General features: G+C 68.2%; 2 protein-coding genes. One reads left to right on the top strand and one right to left on the bottom strand.

What is annotated here, in order from left to right; all coding sequences use genetic code 11:
* Positions 1–377 precede the first annotated feature (377 nt).
* Entirely contained in the window at positions 378–16,871 is a 16,494-nt protein-coding gene (locus ACMTAK_RS11155) for an amino acid adenylation domain-containing protein (protein WP_413806066.1), read from the top strand.
* A 43-nt stretch (positions 16,872–16,914) separates the two neighbouring features.
* Here ACMTAK_RS11155 and ACMTAK_RS11150 read toward each other — a convergent pair whose 3' ends face one another.
* The gene (locus ACMTAK_RS11150) at positions 16,915–18,966 is read right to left on the bottom strand and encodes a helix-turn-helix domain-containing protein (RefSeq protein ID WP_413806065.1); all 2,052 of its coding nucleotides are present in this window, start codon (positions 18,964–18,966) and stop codon (positions 16,915–16,917) included.
* Positions 18,967–19,152 lie beyond the last annotated feature (186 nt).

The raw sequence follows: 19,152 nt of genomic DNA, 5'->3' as shown, positions 1-19,152 counted from the left end.
GAGCAAGTGAATGGCAGCTTGGTGCAGTGGCGTCCCCGCCGTCTTCGCCGGTCCACCTCGATATGCCATGCTGACATCAACAGGGAGAACGCGCAGTTCAGAAGCGCTGCGTCGAGGGATGGCGAGAACCAGCGAAGGCACCTAGGTGCCACCTGTCCGCATTGCCGGTAATCGCCGAGAAGAATGCCCATTGGAATGTTCTGGCGTCTATTCAAGATCGTTGACGAGCTCGCCCGGCTCGGTTACGTTGAATTATTCGGACAGAGTGAATGCCCGCATGTCCACCGCACTCCTCGTTGCTCCTTCTTCTCCTTATCCATCTCCGTGCGATCTGCGCGTAGTGCATCAGTGCGAGCGGTCCGAACAGGGGGATTCCCATGGTCCGATCCAGGATCGAAGAGCTTCTGCCGCTGACCCCGTTGCAGGAGGGGTTGCTGTTCCACGCGGTCTATGACGATGGCGCACCGGATGTGTACATGGTGCAGCTGGTCTTCGATCTCGACGGTCCGGTGGACGCTCAGCGCCTGCGGTCGGCCGCACAGGCGATCGTCGATCGCCATATGAGTCTGCGTGCGGGATTCATGATGCGCGGAGTGCCCCGGCCCGTGCAGGCAATCGCGCGGCGTGTACGGGTGCCGTGGCGGGAGGAGGACCTGCGGGGTCTGGCGGAGGCCGAGGCGCGGGACGCCTTCGAGCAGTGGCTGGCGGAGGACCGGGCCGACCGTTTCGACCTGGCGCGGCCGCCGTTGCTGCGGTTCGCGTTGTTCCGTTTCGGCGAGGAGCGTTTCCGGTTGGTGATGACGAATCACCACATCCTGCTGGACGGGTGGTCCACTCAACTGCTGATGCGGGAGTTGTTCACCCTCTACCACCAGGAGCCCGAGGCCCCTGCCTCCACGCTGGTCCCTGCTGTGCCCTGGCGTGAGTATCTCGCGTGGTATGGGTCGCGGGATCGGGGTGCGGGGGTTGCGGCGTGGTGTGGGGTGTTGGCGGGGGTGGAGGAGGCGTCGGTGTTGGGGCCGGTGGTTTCTGGTGGTGGGGTGGTGCCGGGTGAGGTGTGGTGTGAGGTTTCGGGGGGTTTGACGGGGCGGTTGGTGGAGTGTGGGCGGGAGTTGGGGCTGACGTTGAACACGCTGGTGCAGGGGGCGTGGGGTGTGGTGTTGGGTCGGTTGTTGGGGCGTGAGGATGTGGTGTTCGGGGCGACGGTGGCGGTGCGGCCGGTGGAGTTGGCGGGTGCGGAGTCGTTGGTGGGGTTGTGTATCAATACGGTGCCGGTGCGGGTTGGTGCGGGGGCGGGGGCGGGGGTGCGGGTGTTGGGGTTGTTGTCGGGGTTGCAGGAGTCGCAGGCGCGGTTGTCGGAGTATCAGTTCGTGGGGTTGCCGGAGATTCAGGCTGCGGTGGGTGCGGGGGCCCGGTTCGACACGGTGGTGATCTTTGAGAACTATCCGGTGGCGCCTGGTGTGACCGGGGACGACGCCGTGCGGGTCCGGGCCAGTGAGGGCCGGGATGCGACGCATTACACGTTGGCGTTGACGGTGATTCCTGGGGAGCGGCTTCAGGTGCGGTGGGGGTATCGGCCTGATGTGTTCGACCGGGATGCGGTGGAGGTGATCGCGGCTCGTTTCGTGCGGGTGCTGGAGGCGATTGCCACTGATCCGGGGTGTCTGGTGGGGCGGATCGATGTGCTCACGGGCGAGGAACGGGGGCTGCTGGAGACGTGGAGCGGGGACGCGTCTGGCGACGGCGATGCTGATCAAGGACTTTTGCCGGGGTTGTTTGAGGGGTGGGTGCGGCGTGATCGGGATGCGGTGGCGGTGGTGTGTGGGGGGTGTGTGGTGTCGTATGGGGAGGTGAATGAGCGGGCGAATCGTCTGGCTCGGGTGTTGGTGGGGTTGGGGGTGGGGCCGGAGTCGCGGGTGGGGTTGGTGGTGTCGCGGTCGGTGGAGATGGTGGTGGCGTTGTTGGCGGTGGTGAAGGCGGGCGGGGCGTACGTGCCGATTGATCCGCGCTATCCCGTGAGCCGGATCGCCTTCATGCTGGACGATGCTCGGCCGGGGGTGGTGCTGGCCACGGCGGAGACGGCTGGGCGGGTACCCCGGCGTGAGAACGATGGGTTGTTGGTGCTGGATGATGAGCGCACGCAGCGGCTTCTGGCTCAGGCTTCGGCCGCCGACTTGGCGGACGGTGATCGCATCGGTTCGCTTGATGTTCGGCATCCGGCGTATGTCATCTATACCTCGGGGTCGACGGGTGTTCCGAAGGGTGTGGTGGTGTCTCGGGCGGCTGTTGGGGGGTTTTTGGCTGCGGTGGGGGAGCGGGTGGAGTTGGGGGTTGGGGATCGGTTGTTGGGGGTGACTACGGTTTCGTTTGATATTGCGGCGTTGGAGGTGTTTTTGCCGTTGGTGTGTGGGGCGGGGGTGGTGGTGGCTTCGGATGTGGAGGTGGGTGATCCGGTGGCGTTGGCGGGGTTGGTCAAGCGGTGGCAGGTGTCGGTGATGCAGGCCACGCCGACGTTGTGGCAGGCCATCGCTTCCCAGGCTCCGGAGATGTTGCAGGGGTTGCGGGTGCTGGCCGGTGGTGAGGCACTGCCGGCACAGCTGGCTGGGCGGTTGGGTGAGTTGGGTTCTCGGGTGGTTAATCTCTATGGTCCGACCGAGTGCACGATCTGGTCCGTCAGTGCTGCTCTCGACCCTGCTGATCGGGGTGTGCCGCCGCTGGGTCGTCCGTTGTCGAACAGTTCGCTGTATGTGCTGGATGGTGGTTTGGGGTGGGTGCCGCCGGGTGTGGTGGGTGAGTTGTATGTGGCGGGTGCGGGGTTGGCGCGGGGGTATGCGGGGCGTGCGGGGCTGACGGCGGAGCGGTTTGTGGCGTGTCCGTTTTCCGGGTCCGGGGGGCGGATGTATCGGACCGGGGATCTGGTGCGGTGGCGGGTGGATGGGCGGCTGGAGTTCGTTGGTCGGGTGGACGATCAGGTGAAGGTGCGGGGTTTCCGTATCGAGTTGGGTGAGGTGGAGGCGGCGCTGGCGTCGCATCCGTCCGTGGAACGGGCCGCCGTGGCGGTGCGTGAGGACCGTCCCGGGGACCGGCGGCTGGTCGGCTATGCCGTGCCGGTGGCCGGGTCTGGTCCGGTGGTAACGGAGTTGCGGGAGTTCCTGACGGGTGTGCTGCCGGAGCACATGGTGCCCTCGGCCGTTGTGGTTCTGGAGCGGTTGCCGCTGACGGCGAACGGGAAGCTGGACCGCAAGGCGCTCCCCGCCCCGGACTACACCCCGGCCCCCGGCCGCGCACCAGCCACCCCAACAGAAGAGCTGCTGTGCGGGTTGTTCGCCCAGGTGCTTGGCCTGCCCCGCATCCCCGCCGACGCCGACTTCTTCGCCTTGGGTGGGGACAGCATCATGTCCATCCAGTTGGTGGGCCGGGCTCGTCGTGCGGGGCTTGTGTTCACGCCGCGTGAGGTGTTCCAGCACAAGACACCCGCCGCTCTCGCCGCCACCGCCCGGGTCCCCGAGGCCCCGGCCGTTCCCACGCAGGCGACTGACACCGCGCACTCCACCTCGTCCGCTCGCCCCTTGATCTCGCTGAGCCGGTCCGACCAGGAAACCATCGAGGCGAAGATCCCCCAGCACGGTGAGGTCCTGCCCTTGGCGGCTGGGCAGGAGGGGTTGCTGTTCCACGCGGTCTATGACGATGGCGCGCCGGATGTGTACATGGTGCAGCTGGTTTTCGACCTGGAGGGTTCGGTGGATGCGGTGCGGTTGCGTGCGGCCGGGGAGGGGTTGTTGCGGCGGTATCCGCATGTGGGTGCGGGGTTTGTGCATGAGGGTGTGTCGGTGCCGGTTCAGGTGGTGCCTGGTGGGGCGCGGGTGCGGGTGCGGTGGCGGGAGGAGGATTTGCGGGGGCTGGGGGAGGCGGAGGCGCGGGATGTCTTCGAGCGGTGGCTCGCGGAGGACCGGGTCGACCGTTTCGACCTGGCGCGGCCGCCGTTGCTGCGGTTCGCGTTGTTCCGCTTTGGCGAGGAGCGTTTCCGGTTGGTGATGACGAATCACCACATCCTGCTGGACGGCTGGTCCACTCCGCTGGTGGTGCGGGATCTGTTCGCCCTGTACGAGCGGCCGGGCGAGGAGTCCGCACTGCCCAGGCCGACGCCGTACCGCGACTACCTCGCGTGGTACCAATCGCGGGATCGGGATGCGGCGGTGGAGGCATGGCGCGATGCCTTGGCGGACGTCGAAGCCCCCACTCTGCTGACGCCCGCAAACCCTGAACGCCAGGCCGTGGCCCCCCAGGACGTCTCACAGCTCCTCTCGCAATCCCTCACCGCCTCTCTGACCGAGCGGGCGCGTGAGGCCGGTCTGACCCTGAACACCGTGATACAGGGTGCTTGGGGCCTCCTCCTGGCCCGTATGACCGGACGTGATGACGTGGTCTTCGGAACGACGGTGGCCGTCCGGCCGCCCGAGATTCCCGGCGTCGAATCCATGGTCGGGCTGTTCGTCAACACGGTGCCGCTGCGGCTTCGCCTACTCGCGGACGAGAGTCTCGCGGCGATGCTCACCCGGCTACAGGACGAACAATCGCGGTTGCTCGACCATCAGTTCCTGAGTCTGACCGACATCCAGCAGAGCGCCTATGCCGGTACGGGATCGCTCTTCGACACCGCGACGGTCTTCGAGAACTACCCCGTTGACGACGCCGTTTCCGGCCGCACCGACAGCACCCTCAAGCCCACCGCCATCGCCGCCCACGACGCCACGCACTATCCCCTCGCGTTGATGGTGATTCCCGGTGAGCGGCTTCAGGTGCGATGGGGATACCGGCCCGATGTGTTCGAGCAGCGGGCAGTTGAGGCGATCGCGGCTCGCTTCGTGCGGGTGCTGGAGGCGATCGTCGCCGATCCGGCCTGTCTGGTCGGGCGGATCGATGTACTGACCGGAGTGGAACGGGAGCAACTGACGCGCTGGGGTGGAGGCGCGCCCGGTGCGGAAGTCACCAGCCATGCGCTGTTGCCAGGGCTGTTCGAAGAGCGAGTGCGGCGCGATCGGGAAGCGGTGGCGGTGGCGTGTGAGGGGCGTGAGGTCTCGTATGGCGAGGTGAATGAGCAGGCGAATCGTCTGGCGTGGGCCCTGGTGGGGCTCGGGGTGGGCCCGGAGTCCCGGGTGGGGCTGGTCGTGCCCCGGTCGGTGGAGATGGTGGTGGCCCTGCTGGCGGTGGCCAAGGCAGGCGGGGCGTATGTGCCGATCGACACGCGCTATCCCGTGAATCGTATCGCCTTCATGCTCGACGATTCCGAGCCGGACGTGGTGCTCGCCACCAGGAGCACGGCCGACCGGATACCCCAGCGCGAGACCACCCGGCTGCTCGTGTTGGACGACGACCACACCCAGCAGCTCCTGGCCCAGGCACCTGCCACCGACCTCACCGACCACGACCGCACGAGCCCGCTCGATCCCCGGCACCCGGCCTACGCCATCTACACCTCAGGATCGACGGGCACCCCCAAGGGTGTCGTGGTGACGCACCAGTCCTTGCTGAACAACCTCCTGTGGCGGGTGAAGGCGTTCGGCTGGGGCGCCGAGGACCGCTTCCTCATGCGGACACCCCTGAGCTTCGACGTCTCCGTATGGGAAGCCTTCTGCCCGCTGCTGGTCGGCGGGACCATCGTGCTCGCCCACCCGGACAGGCACGCCGACCCCGGGTACCTTCTCGCGGCCGTAAGGCGCCATCAGGTGACCGTTGTCCATACCGTCCCCTCACTCCTCCAGCATCTCCTGGAGTGGCATGAGGTGGCGGACGATTGCCGCTCGCTGCGTGACGTCGTCTGTGGCGGGGAAGCCATGCCGGCGGCCGTCCGCGACACCTTCCACACCACGCTTCCCTGGGCGCGGCTCTACAACTCGTACGGGCCGAGCGAAACCACCATCGACATCTCCGGCCATCCGTGCGAGCCGGGAGAGGAAGGGCCACCACCCATCGGGACACCGATCCAGGACACACGGTTGTACGTCCTGGATGGTGGGCTGGGGTGGGTGCCGCCGGGTGTGGTGGGTGAGTTGTATGTGGCGGGTGCGGGGTTGGCGCGGGGGTACGCGGGGCGTGCGGGGCTGACGGCGGAGCGGTTTGTGGCGTGTCCTTTCGCCGAGCCCGGGGCGCGGATGTACCGGACCGGGGACCTGGTGCGATGGCGGGCGGATGGGCGGCTGGAGTTCGTCGGTCGGGTGGACGATCAGGTGAAGGTGCGGGGTTTCCGTATCGAGTTGGGTGAGGTGGAGGCGGCGCTGGCGTCGCATCCGCGGGTGGCGCGGGCGGCGGTCGTGGTTCGCGAGGACCGCCCCGGGGACCGGCGGCTGATCGGCTACGCCGTACCCGCGCGGCGCACCACATCACGGGAAGACGCGTCACGCGAAGGCGCATCAAGCGAAGACGCATCACAGGAAGACACGTCACGGGACGACACCCCACGGAACGAAGAGTCGGCGGAGCGCCACGCGGACGAACACATCGGCCACTGGAAGAGTTTCTACGAGTCGCTGTACGGAGACCGCCCCACCACCACGCTCCGTGAGGACTTCATCGGCTGGGACAGCAGCTACGACGGTCGCCCCATCCCCCTCGACGAGATGCGGGAATGGCTGACGGCCACCGTGGACCGGATCTCCGCACTGGCTCCTCGACGCGTGCTCGAAATCGGTGTGGGCACCGGTCTGCTGCTTCGGCGTTTGGCGCCCCGATGCGACTCGTATAGGGCCACGGACTTCTCCTCCGCGGTGATCGACGTGCTGCGGGACCAGCTCGATCGGGACCCGGAACTGGCTGCCCGCGTGGAGCTGTCCTCCCAGCCCGCCGACGTCTTCACCGGACTTCCGACCGGCCATTTCGACACCGTGATCATCAATTCGGTGATCCAGTACTTCCCCGGCATCGACTACCTCGTCTCCGTCATCTCCGGAGCGATGCGGCTGCTCACACCGGGTGGCTCGCTGTTCCTCGGTGATATCCGCAACCTCCGCCTGCTCCGTTGCTTCGCCACGGCGGCCGGTCTCAACAGGTTCGGCGGTGAACTCTCGGACACGGACCTCCGCAAGGCGATCGAGCAGACCATCTCCCTCGAGAGGGAACTGCTGATCGACCCGGCGTTCTTCTCGGCTCTCCAGGCCACCGTTCCGGACATCGCGGCGGTCGACATCCGGATCAAGCGTGGGAAGAGCCGCAACGAGCTGACGCGGTACCGCTATGACGTGGTGCTCCACAAGGCGCCGATTGCCGCCGTACGCACGGACGAGTCGGCGCCGACGGCGACCTGGGGAACCGATGTGCACCGGACCGAGGAACTGGCGGCACTGCTCTCCCGGCGCCATGACAGGCTGTGGGTGAGGGGCCTCCCCAACGCCCGGCTGATGGACGACCTGGCAGCGGTACGACGATTCCAGGACGGTACCGCCCCGGAAACCACCGGGCAGACCATCGACACCGAGACCGCCGTCGGCGCGGACACGGGAAAGCCCGACACCACGGAAACACCCGACGCCACGCCGCGTACACCCGACGTGGCCACGGGAACATCCCACGCCACGCCGCGTACACCCGACGTGGAAACCTTGCACGAGCTGGCGGCCCGCCACGGCTACCGTGCCCATCTGACCTGGTCCGAAGAGCCCGAGCGGCTCGACGCCCTCTTCCTGCTCGGTGCCGAGGATCCGGACCAGACGGTCGTCGACCTGTCCGTCGCTGCCGTCCAGGCGAGCGCGCGACCGCTCACGGACTACGCCAACGAGCCGGGCGCCGGCCCGGAAGCCGACTCGCTGCTCCCCGCACTCCAGGCCCATCTGCGGAGCACCCTGCCGGAGCACATGGTGCCGTCGATCGTGATGGCGCTCGACGAGTTGCCACTGACCCCGAACGGAAAGCTGGACCGTAAGGCGCTGCCCGCCCCGGAGTTCACCGCCGGGACCGGCAAGGCTCCGCGAACCCCGCGGGAGCGGGCCCTGTGCGGTCTCTTCGCCGAGGTACTGGGGGTTGCCGAGGTCGGTGTGGACGACGACTTCTTCACTCTCGGCGGCCACTCCCTCCTCGCGATGCGGCTCATCGGCCGCATCCGCGCCGAGACCGGCACCGAGCTGAGCGTCCGCACACTGTTCCAGGCGCCCACGGTCGCCCAGCTGATCCCACGGCTCGGCGACGGAACCAGCCCCGAGGCGACCCGGCGGCCGCCCCTGAGCCCGATGCCACGACCGGAACGGATCCCGCTGTCGTACGCGCAATGGCGCCTGTGGTTCATGCAGGAGATCCAGGGCCCCCGGTCCGCCAACTACACCATCGTGTCCGCGCAGCGGATCACCGGCCCCCTGGACCGCGAGGCGCTGGCCGACGCACTCCGCGATGTCGTGGTCCGGCACGAAGCCCTGCGGACCCTCTACCCGAAGGACGATCAGGGGCAGCCCTGGCAGCATGTGCTCGACGCCGACACCGCGCGCGCCCGGCTGCCGATCAGCATGTCGCACGCCGACCCCAGGGGCCTGGACGCGATGCTCGCGACCGAGGCCGGACGGGGGTTCGAGGACTTGGCCACGGAACTGCCACTGCGCGCGGGCGTCTACACAACGGCGGACCACGAGCACGTACTGCTGCTGGTGCTGCACCACATCGCCGCGGACGGCTGGTCCATGGGCCCCCTCTTCGGTGACCTCGCCCGCGCCTACACGGACCGTGTCCAAGGGCGCGCACCACAGTGGGAGCCGCTCCCGGTGCAGTACGCCGACTACGCCATCTGGCAGCGACGTGTCCTCGGCGATGAGGACACGCCCGACAGCCTGATGTCACGCCAACTCGCCCACTGGAACGAGGCCTTGACGGGCCTGCCCGCAGAGCTCGACCTGCCCGCCGACCGTTCGCGCCCGGCGATGGCGAGCCATCGCGGCGGTACCGTGGACCTGGACATCCCGGCCGCGCTTCACCAGCGGCTGGCCGATGTGGCACACACCCACGACGTCAGCGTCTTCATGGTCGTCCAAGCCGGACTGGCCGTGCTGCTGACCCGGCTCGGCGCGGGACACGACATCCCCATCGGCACCCCGTACGCGGGCCGGGGCGAGGAAGCCGTCAACGACCTGGTGGGTTTCTTCGTCAACACCTTGGTGCTGCGCGTCGACACCTCCGGCGACCCCGACATCACCACCCTCCTACGCCGCGTCCGCGACGCCGACCTTGCCGCCTACGACCACCAGGACGTGCCGTTCGAGCGGCTGGTCGACCTGCTCAATCCTGACCGCTCCCTGGCCCGGCACCCCCTGTTCCAGGTGATGCTCGGATTCCAGAACACCCACCACACCGCCCCCGCACTGCCGGGGCTGACCATCGAACCGCTCTGGGTCGAGATGGACACCGCCAAGTTCGACCTGTCCTTCATGCTCGCCGAGACACATGCCGTTGGCGGTGGACCGGCGGGTATCCGCGGAACGCTCGAGTACGCGGCCGACCTGTTCGACCGGGAGTCGGCGGAGTTGCTGGCGGCTCGCTTCGCGCGGGTGTTGGAGACGATCGCTGCCGATCCGGGGTGTTCGGTGGGGCGGATCGATGTGCTCACAGACGAGGAGCGGGATCAGCTGACGTGCTGGGGCGGGGGTGTGCCCGGTGCGGCGGATGCGGGCGCTGATGTGCTGCCGGGTTTGTTCGAGGAGTGGGTGCGGCGGGATCGGGATGCGGCGGCGGTGGTGTGTGACGGGCGTGAGGTGTCGTACGGGGAGGTGAACGAGCGGGCGAATCGTCTGGCCCGGGTACTTGTGGGGCGAGGTGTGGGCCCGGAGTCCCGGGTGGGGTTGGTGGTGTCGCGGTCGGTGGAGATGGTGGTGGCGCTGCTGGCGGTGGTGAAGGCGGGCGGGGCGTACGTACCGATCGATCCCCGCTATCCCACGTCCCGGATCGGGTTCATGCTCGATGACGCCGCCCCCGAGGTAGTACTCGCCACCAGGGACACGGCCGAGCGGATACCCGAGTGTGAGACCGCCCGGCTGCTCGTGTTGAACGACGACCGCACTCAGCGGCTCCTGGCTCGGTCGTCCGACGCCGACCTCACCGACCTCGACCGCATCAGCCCGCTCGATCCCCGGCATCCGGCCTACGCCATCTACACCTCAGGATCCACCGGTGCGCCCAAGGGTGTCCTGGTAACCCACACCAACGTGGTGAGGCTGCTCGAAGCGATCGCGCAGAGCTACGACTACGGCCCGGACGACGTGTGGACCATGTTCCACTCGTATGCGTTCGACTTCTCGGTGTGGGAGATCTGGGGAGCCCTGCTGAGCGGTGGCCGCCTCGTCGTGGTCGACAGGGAGGTGACCCGTTCCCCTTCGGACTTCCTGGAGTTGCTGGTACGGGAGAACGTCTCGATCCTGAGCCAGACGCCCTCGGCGCTTTACCAACTGATCGCGGCAGAAGCAGAACACGGCGGGCCACGCGTGGGTGCGGCACTTCGCCATGTGGTGCTCGGCGGCGAGGCCCTTGACCCCACGCGCCTTGCCGACTGGTACGCCCGACACCACGAAAACACCCCCGTCGTGGTGAACATGTACGGCATCACCGAGACCACCGTGCACGTCACCCACCAGCCGATCGACCGCGAGCTCACCGGGCCCGGCACGCGGAGCCTGATCGGCCGGCCCCTCCGGCATCTGCACACTCATGTGCTCGATGAGGGGCTGGAGCTCGTTCCCCCGGGCGTGGTGGGTGAGTTGTATGTGGCGGGTGCGGGGTTGGCGCGGGGTTATGCGGGCCGTGCGGGCCTGACCGCGGAACGGTTTGTGGCGTGTCCTTTCGCCGAGCCCGGGGCGCGGATGTACCGGACCGGGGATCTGGTGCGGTGGCAGGCGGAGGGGCGGCTGGAGTTCGTCGGCCGGGTGGACGATCAGGTCAAGCTGCGGGGCTTCCGTATCGAGTTGGGTGAGGTGGAGGCGGCGCTGGCCTCGCATCCGCGGGTGGCGGGGGCGGCGGTCGTGGTTCGTGAGGACCGTACCGGGGACCGGCGGCTGATCGGCTATGCCGTACCGACGGCCGGGTCTGGTCCGGTGGTAACGGAGTTGCGGGAGTTCCTGACGGGTGTCCTGCCGGAGCACATGGTGCCCTCGGCCGTTGTGGTACTGGAGCGGTTGCCGCTGACGGCGAACGGGAAGCTGGACCGGAAGGCGCTCCCCGCCCCGGACTACACCCCGGCTCCCGGCCGCGCACCGGCCACCGTGTCGGAAGAGCTGCTGTGCGGGTTGTTCGCCCAGGTGCTGGGCCTGGCCGATGTCCCCGCCGACGCTGACTTCTTCGCGTTGGGTGGGGACAGCATCATGTCCATCCAGTTGGTGAGCCGGGCTCGTCGTGCGGGGCTTGTGTTCACGCCGCGTGAGGTGTTCCAGCACAAGACACCCGCCGCCCTCGCCGCCACCGCCACCCGGACCGCCGAGGCCCCGGCGGTGGAGGACAACGGAGTGGGCACACTGCCCATGACCCCGATCATGCACTGGCTGCGCGAGCGCGAAGGGGCGACGACCGGATATCACCAGTCGGTGCTGCTGGAAGTGCCACCGACGCTGACACTCGACCGGCTGATCCCATCGGTACAGGCCGTGATCGACCACCATGACGCACTGCGACTGAGGATCGCCGACGGGGACGGTGACGGTCGCCCCGGCGGCGGTGGCGCCGACGCCTGGCGGCTGGAGATCACACCGCCCGGCTCCATCGCGGCAGCCGATCTGGTACGCCGGACCGCGGTGATCGGAGGTGGCGACGAGGGTCTGCAGGCGGCGGTGGCGGCCGAGAGCGCGGCGGGCCAGGCCCGACTGGACCCGCACTCCGGCACCGTGCTACAGGTGGTCTGGCTGGACGTGGGGGACCGACGCCCCGGTCGGCTGCTCCTGCTGGCCCACCACCTGGTGATGGACGGAGTGTCCTGGCGGGTGCTGCTGACCGACCTCATCGCCGCGTACGAGGCGATCGAGACGGCCCGGCCGCCCGCACTCCAGCCCGTCGGCACCTCCTTCCGCCGATGGGCGCGACTGCTCGCCGATCAGGCCGTCGACCCCGCCCGGGAAGACGAGCTGGACATGTGGACCCGGATGACCGGGGACCCCGGGCTCGCCGTGGCCACCGACGCGCTCGACCCCGCCCGTGATGACGTGCGCAGCCTGCGTTCGCTCACCGTCGTCCTCGATCCGGCACGTACCGGGCCCCTTCTCACGACCGTACCCGCCGCGTACCACGCGGGGGTCGACGACGTCCTCCTCACGGCCCTGGTCCTGGCCGCGGCCCACTGCTACGGCACCGCCGAAGCCACCGCCCTGCTGGTTAACGTCGAGGGACACGGCCGCGAAGACATCGCCGAGGCCCTGGATCTGACGCGTACCATCGGCTGGTTCACCAGCATGTATCCGGTACGCCTCGACGCGGGCCCCGTGGACTGGACCGACGTGGCAACCGGCGCCGCCGGCCTGAGCGGTGCACTCAAACGCGTGAAGGAACAGCTCCGCGTCCCGGACCACGGCATCGGCTACGGTCTGCTGCGCTACCTCAACCCCCGCACCGGACCCCGGCTCGCGGCGCTGAACACACCGCGCATCGGCTTCAACTACCTGGGCCGGTACACCGGCAGCGGATCCGCCAACTGGCCCTACGCGAAGGAGAGTACGGCCCTCGGCGGCGGCTCCGACCCCGATCTGGCCCTCACCCACTGCCTCGACATCAACGCACTCACCGAGGACACCCCCGACGGTCCGCGCCTCACGGCGACCTGGGCCTGGGCCGGCCACCTGATGACGGAAGCGGAGGTCAGCCGGTTCGCCGAGGCATGGTGCACGGCCGTGGACGGACTGATCGCCCATCTCAGGCATCCCACGTCCGGTGGCCGCACACCCTCCGACCTGCCGCTGGTCCCACTCGATCAAGCCGAGATCGAACACGTCGAGGCACTGATCCCCGAGGCTGACGACATCCTGCCGCTGACCCCGTTGCAGGAGGGGTTGCTGTTTCACGCGGTTTATGACGATGGTGCGCCGGATGTGTACATGGTGCAGCTGGTCTTTGACCTGGAGGGTTCGGTGGATGCGGTGCGGTTGCGTGCGGCCGGGGAGGGGTTGTTGCGGCGGTATCCGCATGTGGGTGCGGGGTTTGTGCATGAGGGTGTGTCGGTGCCGGTTCAGGTGGTGCCTGGTGGGGCGCGGGTGCGGGTGCGGTGGCGGGAGGAGGATTTGCGGGGGCTGGGGGAGGCGGAGGCGCGGGATGTCTTCGAGCGGTGGCTGGCGGAGGACCGGGTCGATCGGTTTGATCTGGCGCGGCCGCCGTTGCTGCGGTTCGCGTTGTTCCGTTTCGGCGAGGAGCGTTTCCGGTTGGTGATGACGAATCACCACATCCTGCTGGACGGGTGGTCCACTCCGCTGGTGGTGCGGGATCTGTTCGCCCTGTACGAGCGGCCGGGCGAGGAGTCCGCACTGCCCAGGCCGACGCCGTACCGCGACTATCTCGCGTGGTATGGGTCGCGGGATCGGGGTGCGGGGGTTGCGGCGTGGTGTGGGGTGTTGGCGGGGGTGGAGGAGGCGTCGGTGTTGGGGCCGGTGGTTTCTGGTGGTGGTGGGGTGGTGCCGGGTGAGGTGTGGTGTGAGGTTTCGGGGGGTTTGACGGGGCGGTTGGTGGAGTGTGGGCGGGAGTTGGGGCTGACGTTGAACACGCTGGTGCAGGGGGCGTGGGGTGTGGTGTTGGGTCGGTTGTTGGGGCGTGAGGATGTGGTGTTCGGGGCGACGGTGGCGGTGCGGCCGGTGGAGTTGGCGGGTGCGGAGTCGTTGGTGGGGTTGTGTATCAATACGGTGCCGGTGCGGGTCGGTGCGGGGGCGGGGGTGCGGGTGTTGGGGTTGTTGTCGGGGTTGCAGGAGGCGCAGGCGCGGTTGTCGGAGTATCAGTTCGTGGGGTTGCCGGAGATTCAGGCTGCGGTGGGTGCGGGGGCCCGGTTCGACACGGTGGTGATCTTTGAGAACTATCCGGTGGTGTCCGACGCGGCTTCGGGGGCTCTGGGAGACAGCGGCGTGACCGTGCGGGCCAGCGGGGGCCGGGATGCGACGCATTACACGTTGGCGTTGACGGTGATTCCTGGTGAGCGGCTTCAGGTGCGGTGGGGGTATCGGCCTGATGTGTTCGACCGGGATGCGGTGGAGGTGATCGCGGCTCGTTTTGTGCGGGTGCTGGAGGCGATTGCCGCTGATCCGGGGTGTCTGGTGGGGCGGATCGATGTGCTCAGCGGGGAGGAGCGGGAGCAGCTGACGGGCTGGGGTGGGGATGGGCCCGATGCGATGGGTGAAAGCGCTGTTGATGTGCTGCCGGGGTTGTTTGAGGGGTGGGTGCGGCGTGATCGGGATGCGGTGGCGGTGGTGTGTGGGGGGTGTGTGGTGTCGTATGGGGAGGTGAATGAGCGGGCGAATCGTCTGGCTCGGGTGTTGGTGGGGTTGGGGGTGGGGCCGGAGTCGCGGGTGGGGTTGGTGGTGTCGCGGTCGGTGGAGATGGTGGTGGCGTTGTTGGCGGTGGTGAAGGCGGGCGGGGCGTACGTGCCGATTGATCCGCGCTATCCCGTGAGCCGGATCGCCTTCATGCTGGACGATGCTCGGCCGGGGGTGGTGCTGGCCACGGCGGAGACGGCTGGGCGGGTACCCCGGCGTGAGAACGATGGGTTGTTGGTGCTGGATGATGAGCGGACGCAGCGGCTTCTGGCTCAGGCTTCGGCCGCCGACTTGGCGGACGGTGATCGCATGGGTTCGCTTGATGTTCGGCATCCGGCGTATGTCATCTATACCTCGGGGTCGACGGGTGTTCCGAAGGGTGTGGTGGTGTCTCGGGCGGCTGTTGGGGGGTTTTTGGCTGCGGTGGGGGAGCGGGTGGAGTTGGGGGTTGCTGACAGGTTGTTGGGGGTGACTACGGTTTCGTTTGATATTGCGGCGTTGGAGGTGTTTTTGCCGTTGGTGTGTGGGGCGGGGGTGGTGGTGGCTTCGGATGTGGAGGTGGGTGATCCGGTGGCGTTGGCGGGGTTGGTCAAGCGGTGGCAGGTGTCGGTGATGCAGGCCACGCCGACGTTGTGGCAGGCCATCGCTTCCCAGGCTCCGGAGATGTTGCAGGGGTTGCGGGTGCTGGCCGGTGGTGAGGCACTGCCAGCACAGCTGGCTGGGCGGTTGGGTGAGTTGGGTTCTGAGGTGGTTAATCTCTATGGTCCGACCGAGTGCACGATCTGGTCCGCCAGTGCTGCTCTCGACTCCGCTGATCGGGGTGTGCCGCCGCTGGGTCGTCCGTTGTCGAACAGTTCGCTGTATGTGCTGGATGGTGGTTTGGGGTGGGTGCCGCCGGGTGTGGTGGGTGAGTTGTATGTGGCGGGTGCGGGGTTGGCGCGGGGGTATGCGGGGCGTGCGGGGCTGACGGCGGAGCGGTTTGTGGCGTGTCCTTTCGCCGAGCCCGGGGCGCGGATGTACCGGACCGGGGACCTGGTGCGATGGCGAGCGGATGGGCGGCTGGAGTTCGTTGGTCGGGTGGACGATCAGGTGAAGGTGCGGGGTTTCCGTATCGAGTTGGGTGAGGTGGAGGCGGCGCTGGCGTCGCATCCGTCCGTGGAACGGGCCGCCGTGGCGGTGCGTGAGGACCGTCCCGGGGACCGGCGGCTGGTCGGCTATGCCGTGCCGGTGGGCGGGTCTGGTCCGGTGGTGACGGAGTTGCGGGAGTTCCTGACGGGTGTGCTGCCGGAGCACATGGTGCCCTCGGCCGTTGTGGTTCTGGAGCGGTTGCCGCTGACGGCGAACGGGAAGCTGGACCGCAAGGCGCTCCCCGCCCCGGACTACACCCCGGCCCCCGGCCGCGCACCAGCCACCCCAACAGAAGAGCTGCTGTGCGGGTTGTTCGCCCAGGTGCTTGGCCTGCCCCGCGTCCCCGCCGACGCCGACTTCTTCGCGTTGGGCGGCCATTCCCTCCTCGCCATGCGTTTGATGGGTCGGTTGCGCGCGGAGACCGGCGCCCGGCTGGGCATGCAGGCCCTGTTCCAGGCCCCGTCCCCGGCTCGGCTCGCTCGCCTCCTGGACGACGGGGAAAGCTCACACGACTTCGACGCCGTCCTGGCCATCAGGTCCGAGCCGGACACACCCAAGCTGTTCTGTGTGCATCCGGCGAGTGGTATCGGTTGGGCCTACCAGGCGCTGGCCGGACACGCCGTCGGCAGCCTCTCCCTCTACGCACTTCAGGCCCGTGGTCTGGATGTGTCGCGGGAGGCGGCGCCGAGCATCGACGAGATGGCGGACGACTACGTGGCCACGATGAGGTCGATCCAGCCCTCGGGCCCGTACAACCTCCTGGGCTGGTCCTTTGGCGGACTGGTGGCGCACGCCATGGCCGCACGCATCGAGGCCATGGGGGAACGGGTCGATCGGCTGTTCCTCCTGGATGCGTATCCCATCGAGCGGCAGAGCAGCGAACCGCTCTGGTACCCGTCCCGCAGGGAAGTGGTCGAGGATCTGCTGCGGGTCGCCCGGAACCAGTACGACCCGGTGGCGGACGACGAACTGTGGCGGCCACCTCTCCTCGAGAACGTGGTCAGCGAGGAGCACGTGGACGGCATCTACCGGGCCTACCGGACGAATCTCGACATGATGACGCGCCACACTCCTCCCGTCGTCAAGGGCGACGTCATCCTGGTGCGGGCCGCGATACCGGAGAGCGACGCGAGGACGGGCGACCCCCTGGATTGGCGGCGTTATGTGGAAGGGGACATCAGGATCGTCGACATCGGCTGCACCCATTCGGAGATGCTCGACACCGCGGCGGCGAACGAGATCGGCACCGTCGTCGCTCGCGATGTCGGAACACGGGAAGCATGAGGAGCACACCGGAACACGCGGAGTACGGGAGTGAAGGCGCAGGTCACGCCGCGCGCAGCCGACGGGAGGGGGACCGTACCAGGTGGTCGGGCAGGATCTGGGCGACCCCCAGGGCATACATGGCCAGCACCAGGTCATGCGTGTGCCCAGGGGTTCCCAGGAGGCGGCAGTTGAGCAGGCTCTCGGCCGCGCGGAGATGGTTGCGGACCGTCTTCAGATGGATGCCGACCTTCTGCGCGGTCTGCTCCACGTTGCCGCCGCAGGCCACCCACGCCGCCAGCGTCCGCCGTAGCTCTCTGCGATCCGCGTCGAGCCGTCCGAGGTAGATCCGGGCCCATTCCTGGGCGCCATCGTCCGCCAGCAGATCGCCGAGGCTTCGCTCACCGGACACCGCGTTCGCCGTATGGTTCGTACGGGCCGTATGGGCTGTGTGGGCTGTATGGGGCCTATGGGGAGGCAAGGCCCGGAGCTCCAGCGCGAGGCTGAGCACGGCCCGGTCGGGCAGGCAGGTGAGATCCAGGGCGAGGAGCTCACTGACCTTCGCGATGCGCGCCGCCACCGTGTTGCGATGAGAGCCAATGGCCTTCGCCACATCGAGACGGGAGAACCGCAGGGACAGATCGATCGTTCGCAGAATGCTCTCCCGTACGGCGGGGGCGAGGTTGTCGAGCGGGCGGAGGAAAGCCTCTGCCCACGCCTGGCCGGCGCCCGGGTCGAGGAAGAAGGACAGACCGGGTTCCTCCCGGGCCGCCGTCACCAGCTTCTCCTGACTGTTCCCCGCCATGGTGAGGGCGCGATGTGCCTCTTGGTGTGCCTCTTCGAGGCTCGCCAGCGGCTTGGGGTGGCTGGCGCCCATCCTGAGCCCCGGAACGTCGGCCACCAGGTCGTGCAGCCGCTGGACGACACTCGTCCCACGATCCTCACCGGGCGAGGGCGAGGGCGAGGGCGAGGGCGAGGGCGAGGGCGAGGGCGAGGGCGAGGGCGAGGAAGAGGACGCGGATGCGGATGCGGACGGCCACTCGGGTGTGACGACGAAGAGCTGATCGGAACGGAACGGCGAACGGACGACCAGGGCCTGCCGCCGCAGTGCGTTCTCCAGCTTGGAGGCCGTGGCGTTCAGCTCCCGCTCACCACAGGTGATGAGGTGCACCCGGACCTGATCGGCGGAGAACAGCCCCGGGTACAGCGACTGGCCGATCTCCTGGGCGAGCTGGGTGAGGCCGTTCAGTGCCAGATGAAGCACCGCGGCCCGCATCGAGCTCATGGTCTGCTGCAGCCGGTACTGGTCGCTGTCCATCTCCTCCGCGCGTATCAGCAGGCTCAGCAGCACGGTGGAGCGCGCGATGATCTTCTCGGTGGACTCGTTGAAGTCCTGGTCGCGCACCACGATGAGAACCATGTGGGGTGGGTGATAGCCGATCGAGTAGAGCCGCACGCTGTGCTTCCCATGGTTGATGGACGCGGCTCCCACTTCTCCGCCCACGATGCGCGCCACCATTGCGGTCGGCGGCTCCACCAGCGGGCCCCCCGCGCTCAATTCGGACCTCAGCACGGCCTTGTGCGGGTCGACCAGGCGCACCGACCCCTCCACCGCCTTGGCCAGCCGGTCGAGCAGGGTCTGCAGTTTGTGGTGCCTCTGCCTCCCCGGCCGCCGTATCTGGTCCAGCATCTCCTCCAGCTGCTGAGCTCGGTCCTCGTACTCCCGCAGTCGCTCACGGCTGACGACCTGCGCCACCTCCGATCCGCACAGCTCCTCGCTGCCGACGAGCAGCGGCACACCGTGTTTCCTGGCATTCACCAGTACGGTCTCGGGCACGTCCTGCGGAGTGGTACGCATGATCGCAAGTCCCGCCGACCCGCTGCGCGCCAGGATGCGGATCCGGTGCTCGGCGGCGGCCGGATCGGTCAGCCACGGCTGATCAGACGCCACGATGACCAGCAGATCGCGCAGCCCGGTGTCCAGGAGACGAATGTTCCTCTCCGACTCCGGATCGGACAGCCAGACACCCAGCACCGTGCGGGCCCGGAAGGAGTCGCGGTCGACAGCATCAAGGAAATGCAGCCCTAAGGCCGGTTTTTCGCACAGTGAACCCAAACTTGGCACCGATGCCCCCGTGACGAAGATGTTCAATGGTCCATGAAAGGTGCTGCACCGAAGCAGGAAGTGATGCACCGCAGCAGTGATACGAGAGCGCACACGCAGGATGAGGTGCGCGGCGGACGTCGCGCTGAAGGCGCTGTTCAGGCCGGAGAATGCCCGGAGGCCGACCCTGGCGGACAG

The organism is Streptomyces lacaronensis (assembly GCF_047337785.1).
GTDB classification, from domain to species: Bacteria; Actinomycetota; Actinomycetes; order Streptomycetales; family Streptomycetaceae; genus Streptomyces; species Streptomyces lycopersici.
The sequence above is the reverse complement of the archived record's forward strand: the minus strand, read 5'-3'. Positions and strand labels throughout refer to the sequence as shown.

What these genes read in the sequence shown, in the direction of transcription:
- ACMTAK_RS11155 (WP_413806066.1), top strand. Translation starts at nt 378, where the DNA reads ATGGTCCGATCCAGGATCGAAGAGCTTCTGCCGCTGACCCCGTTGCAG.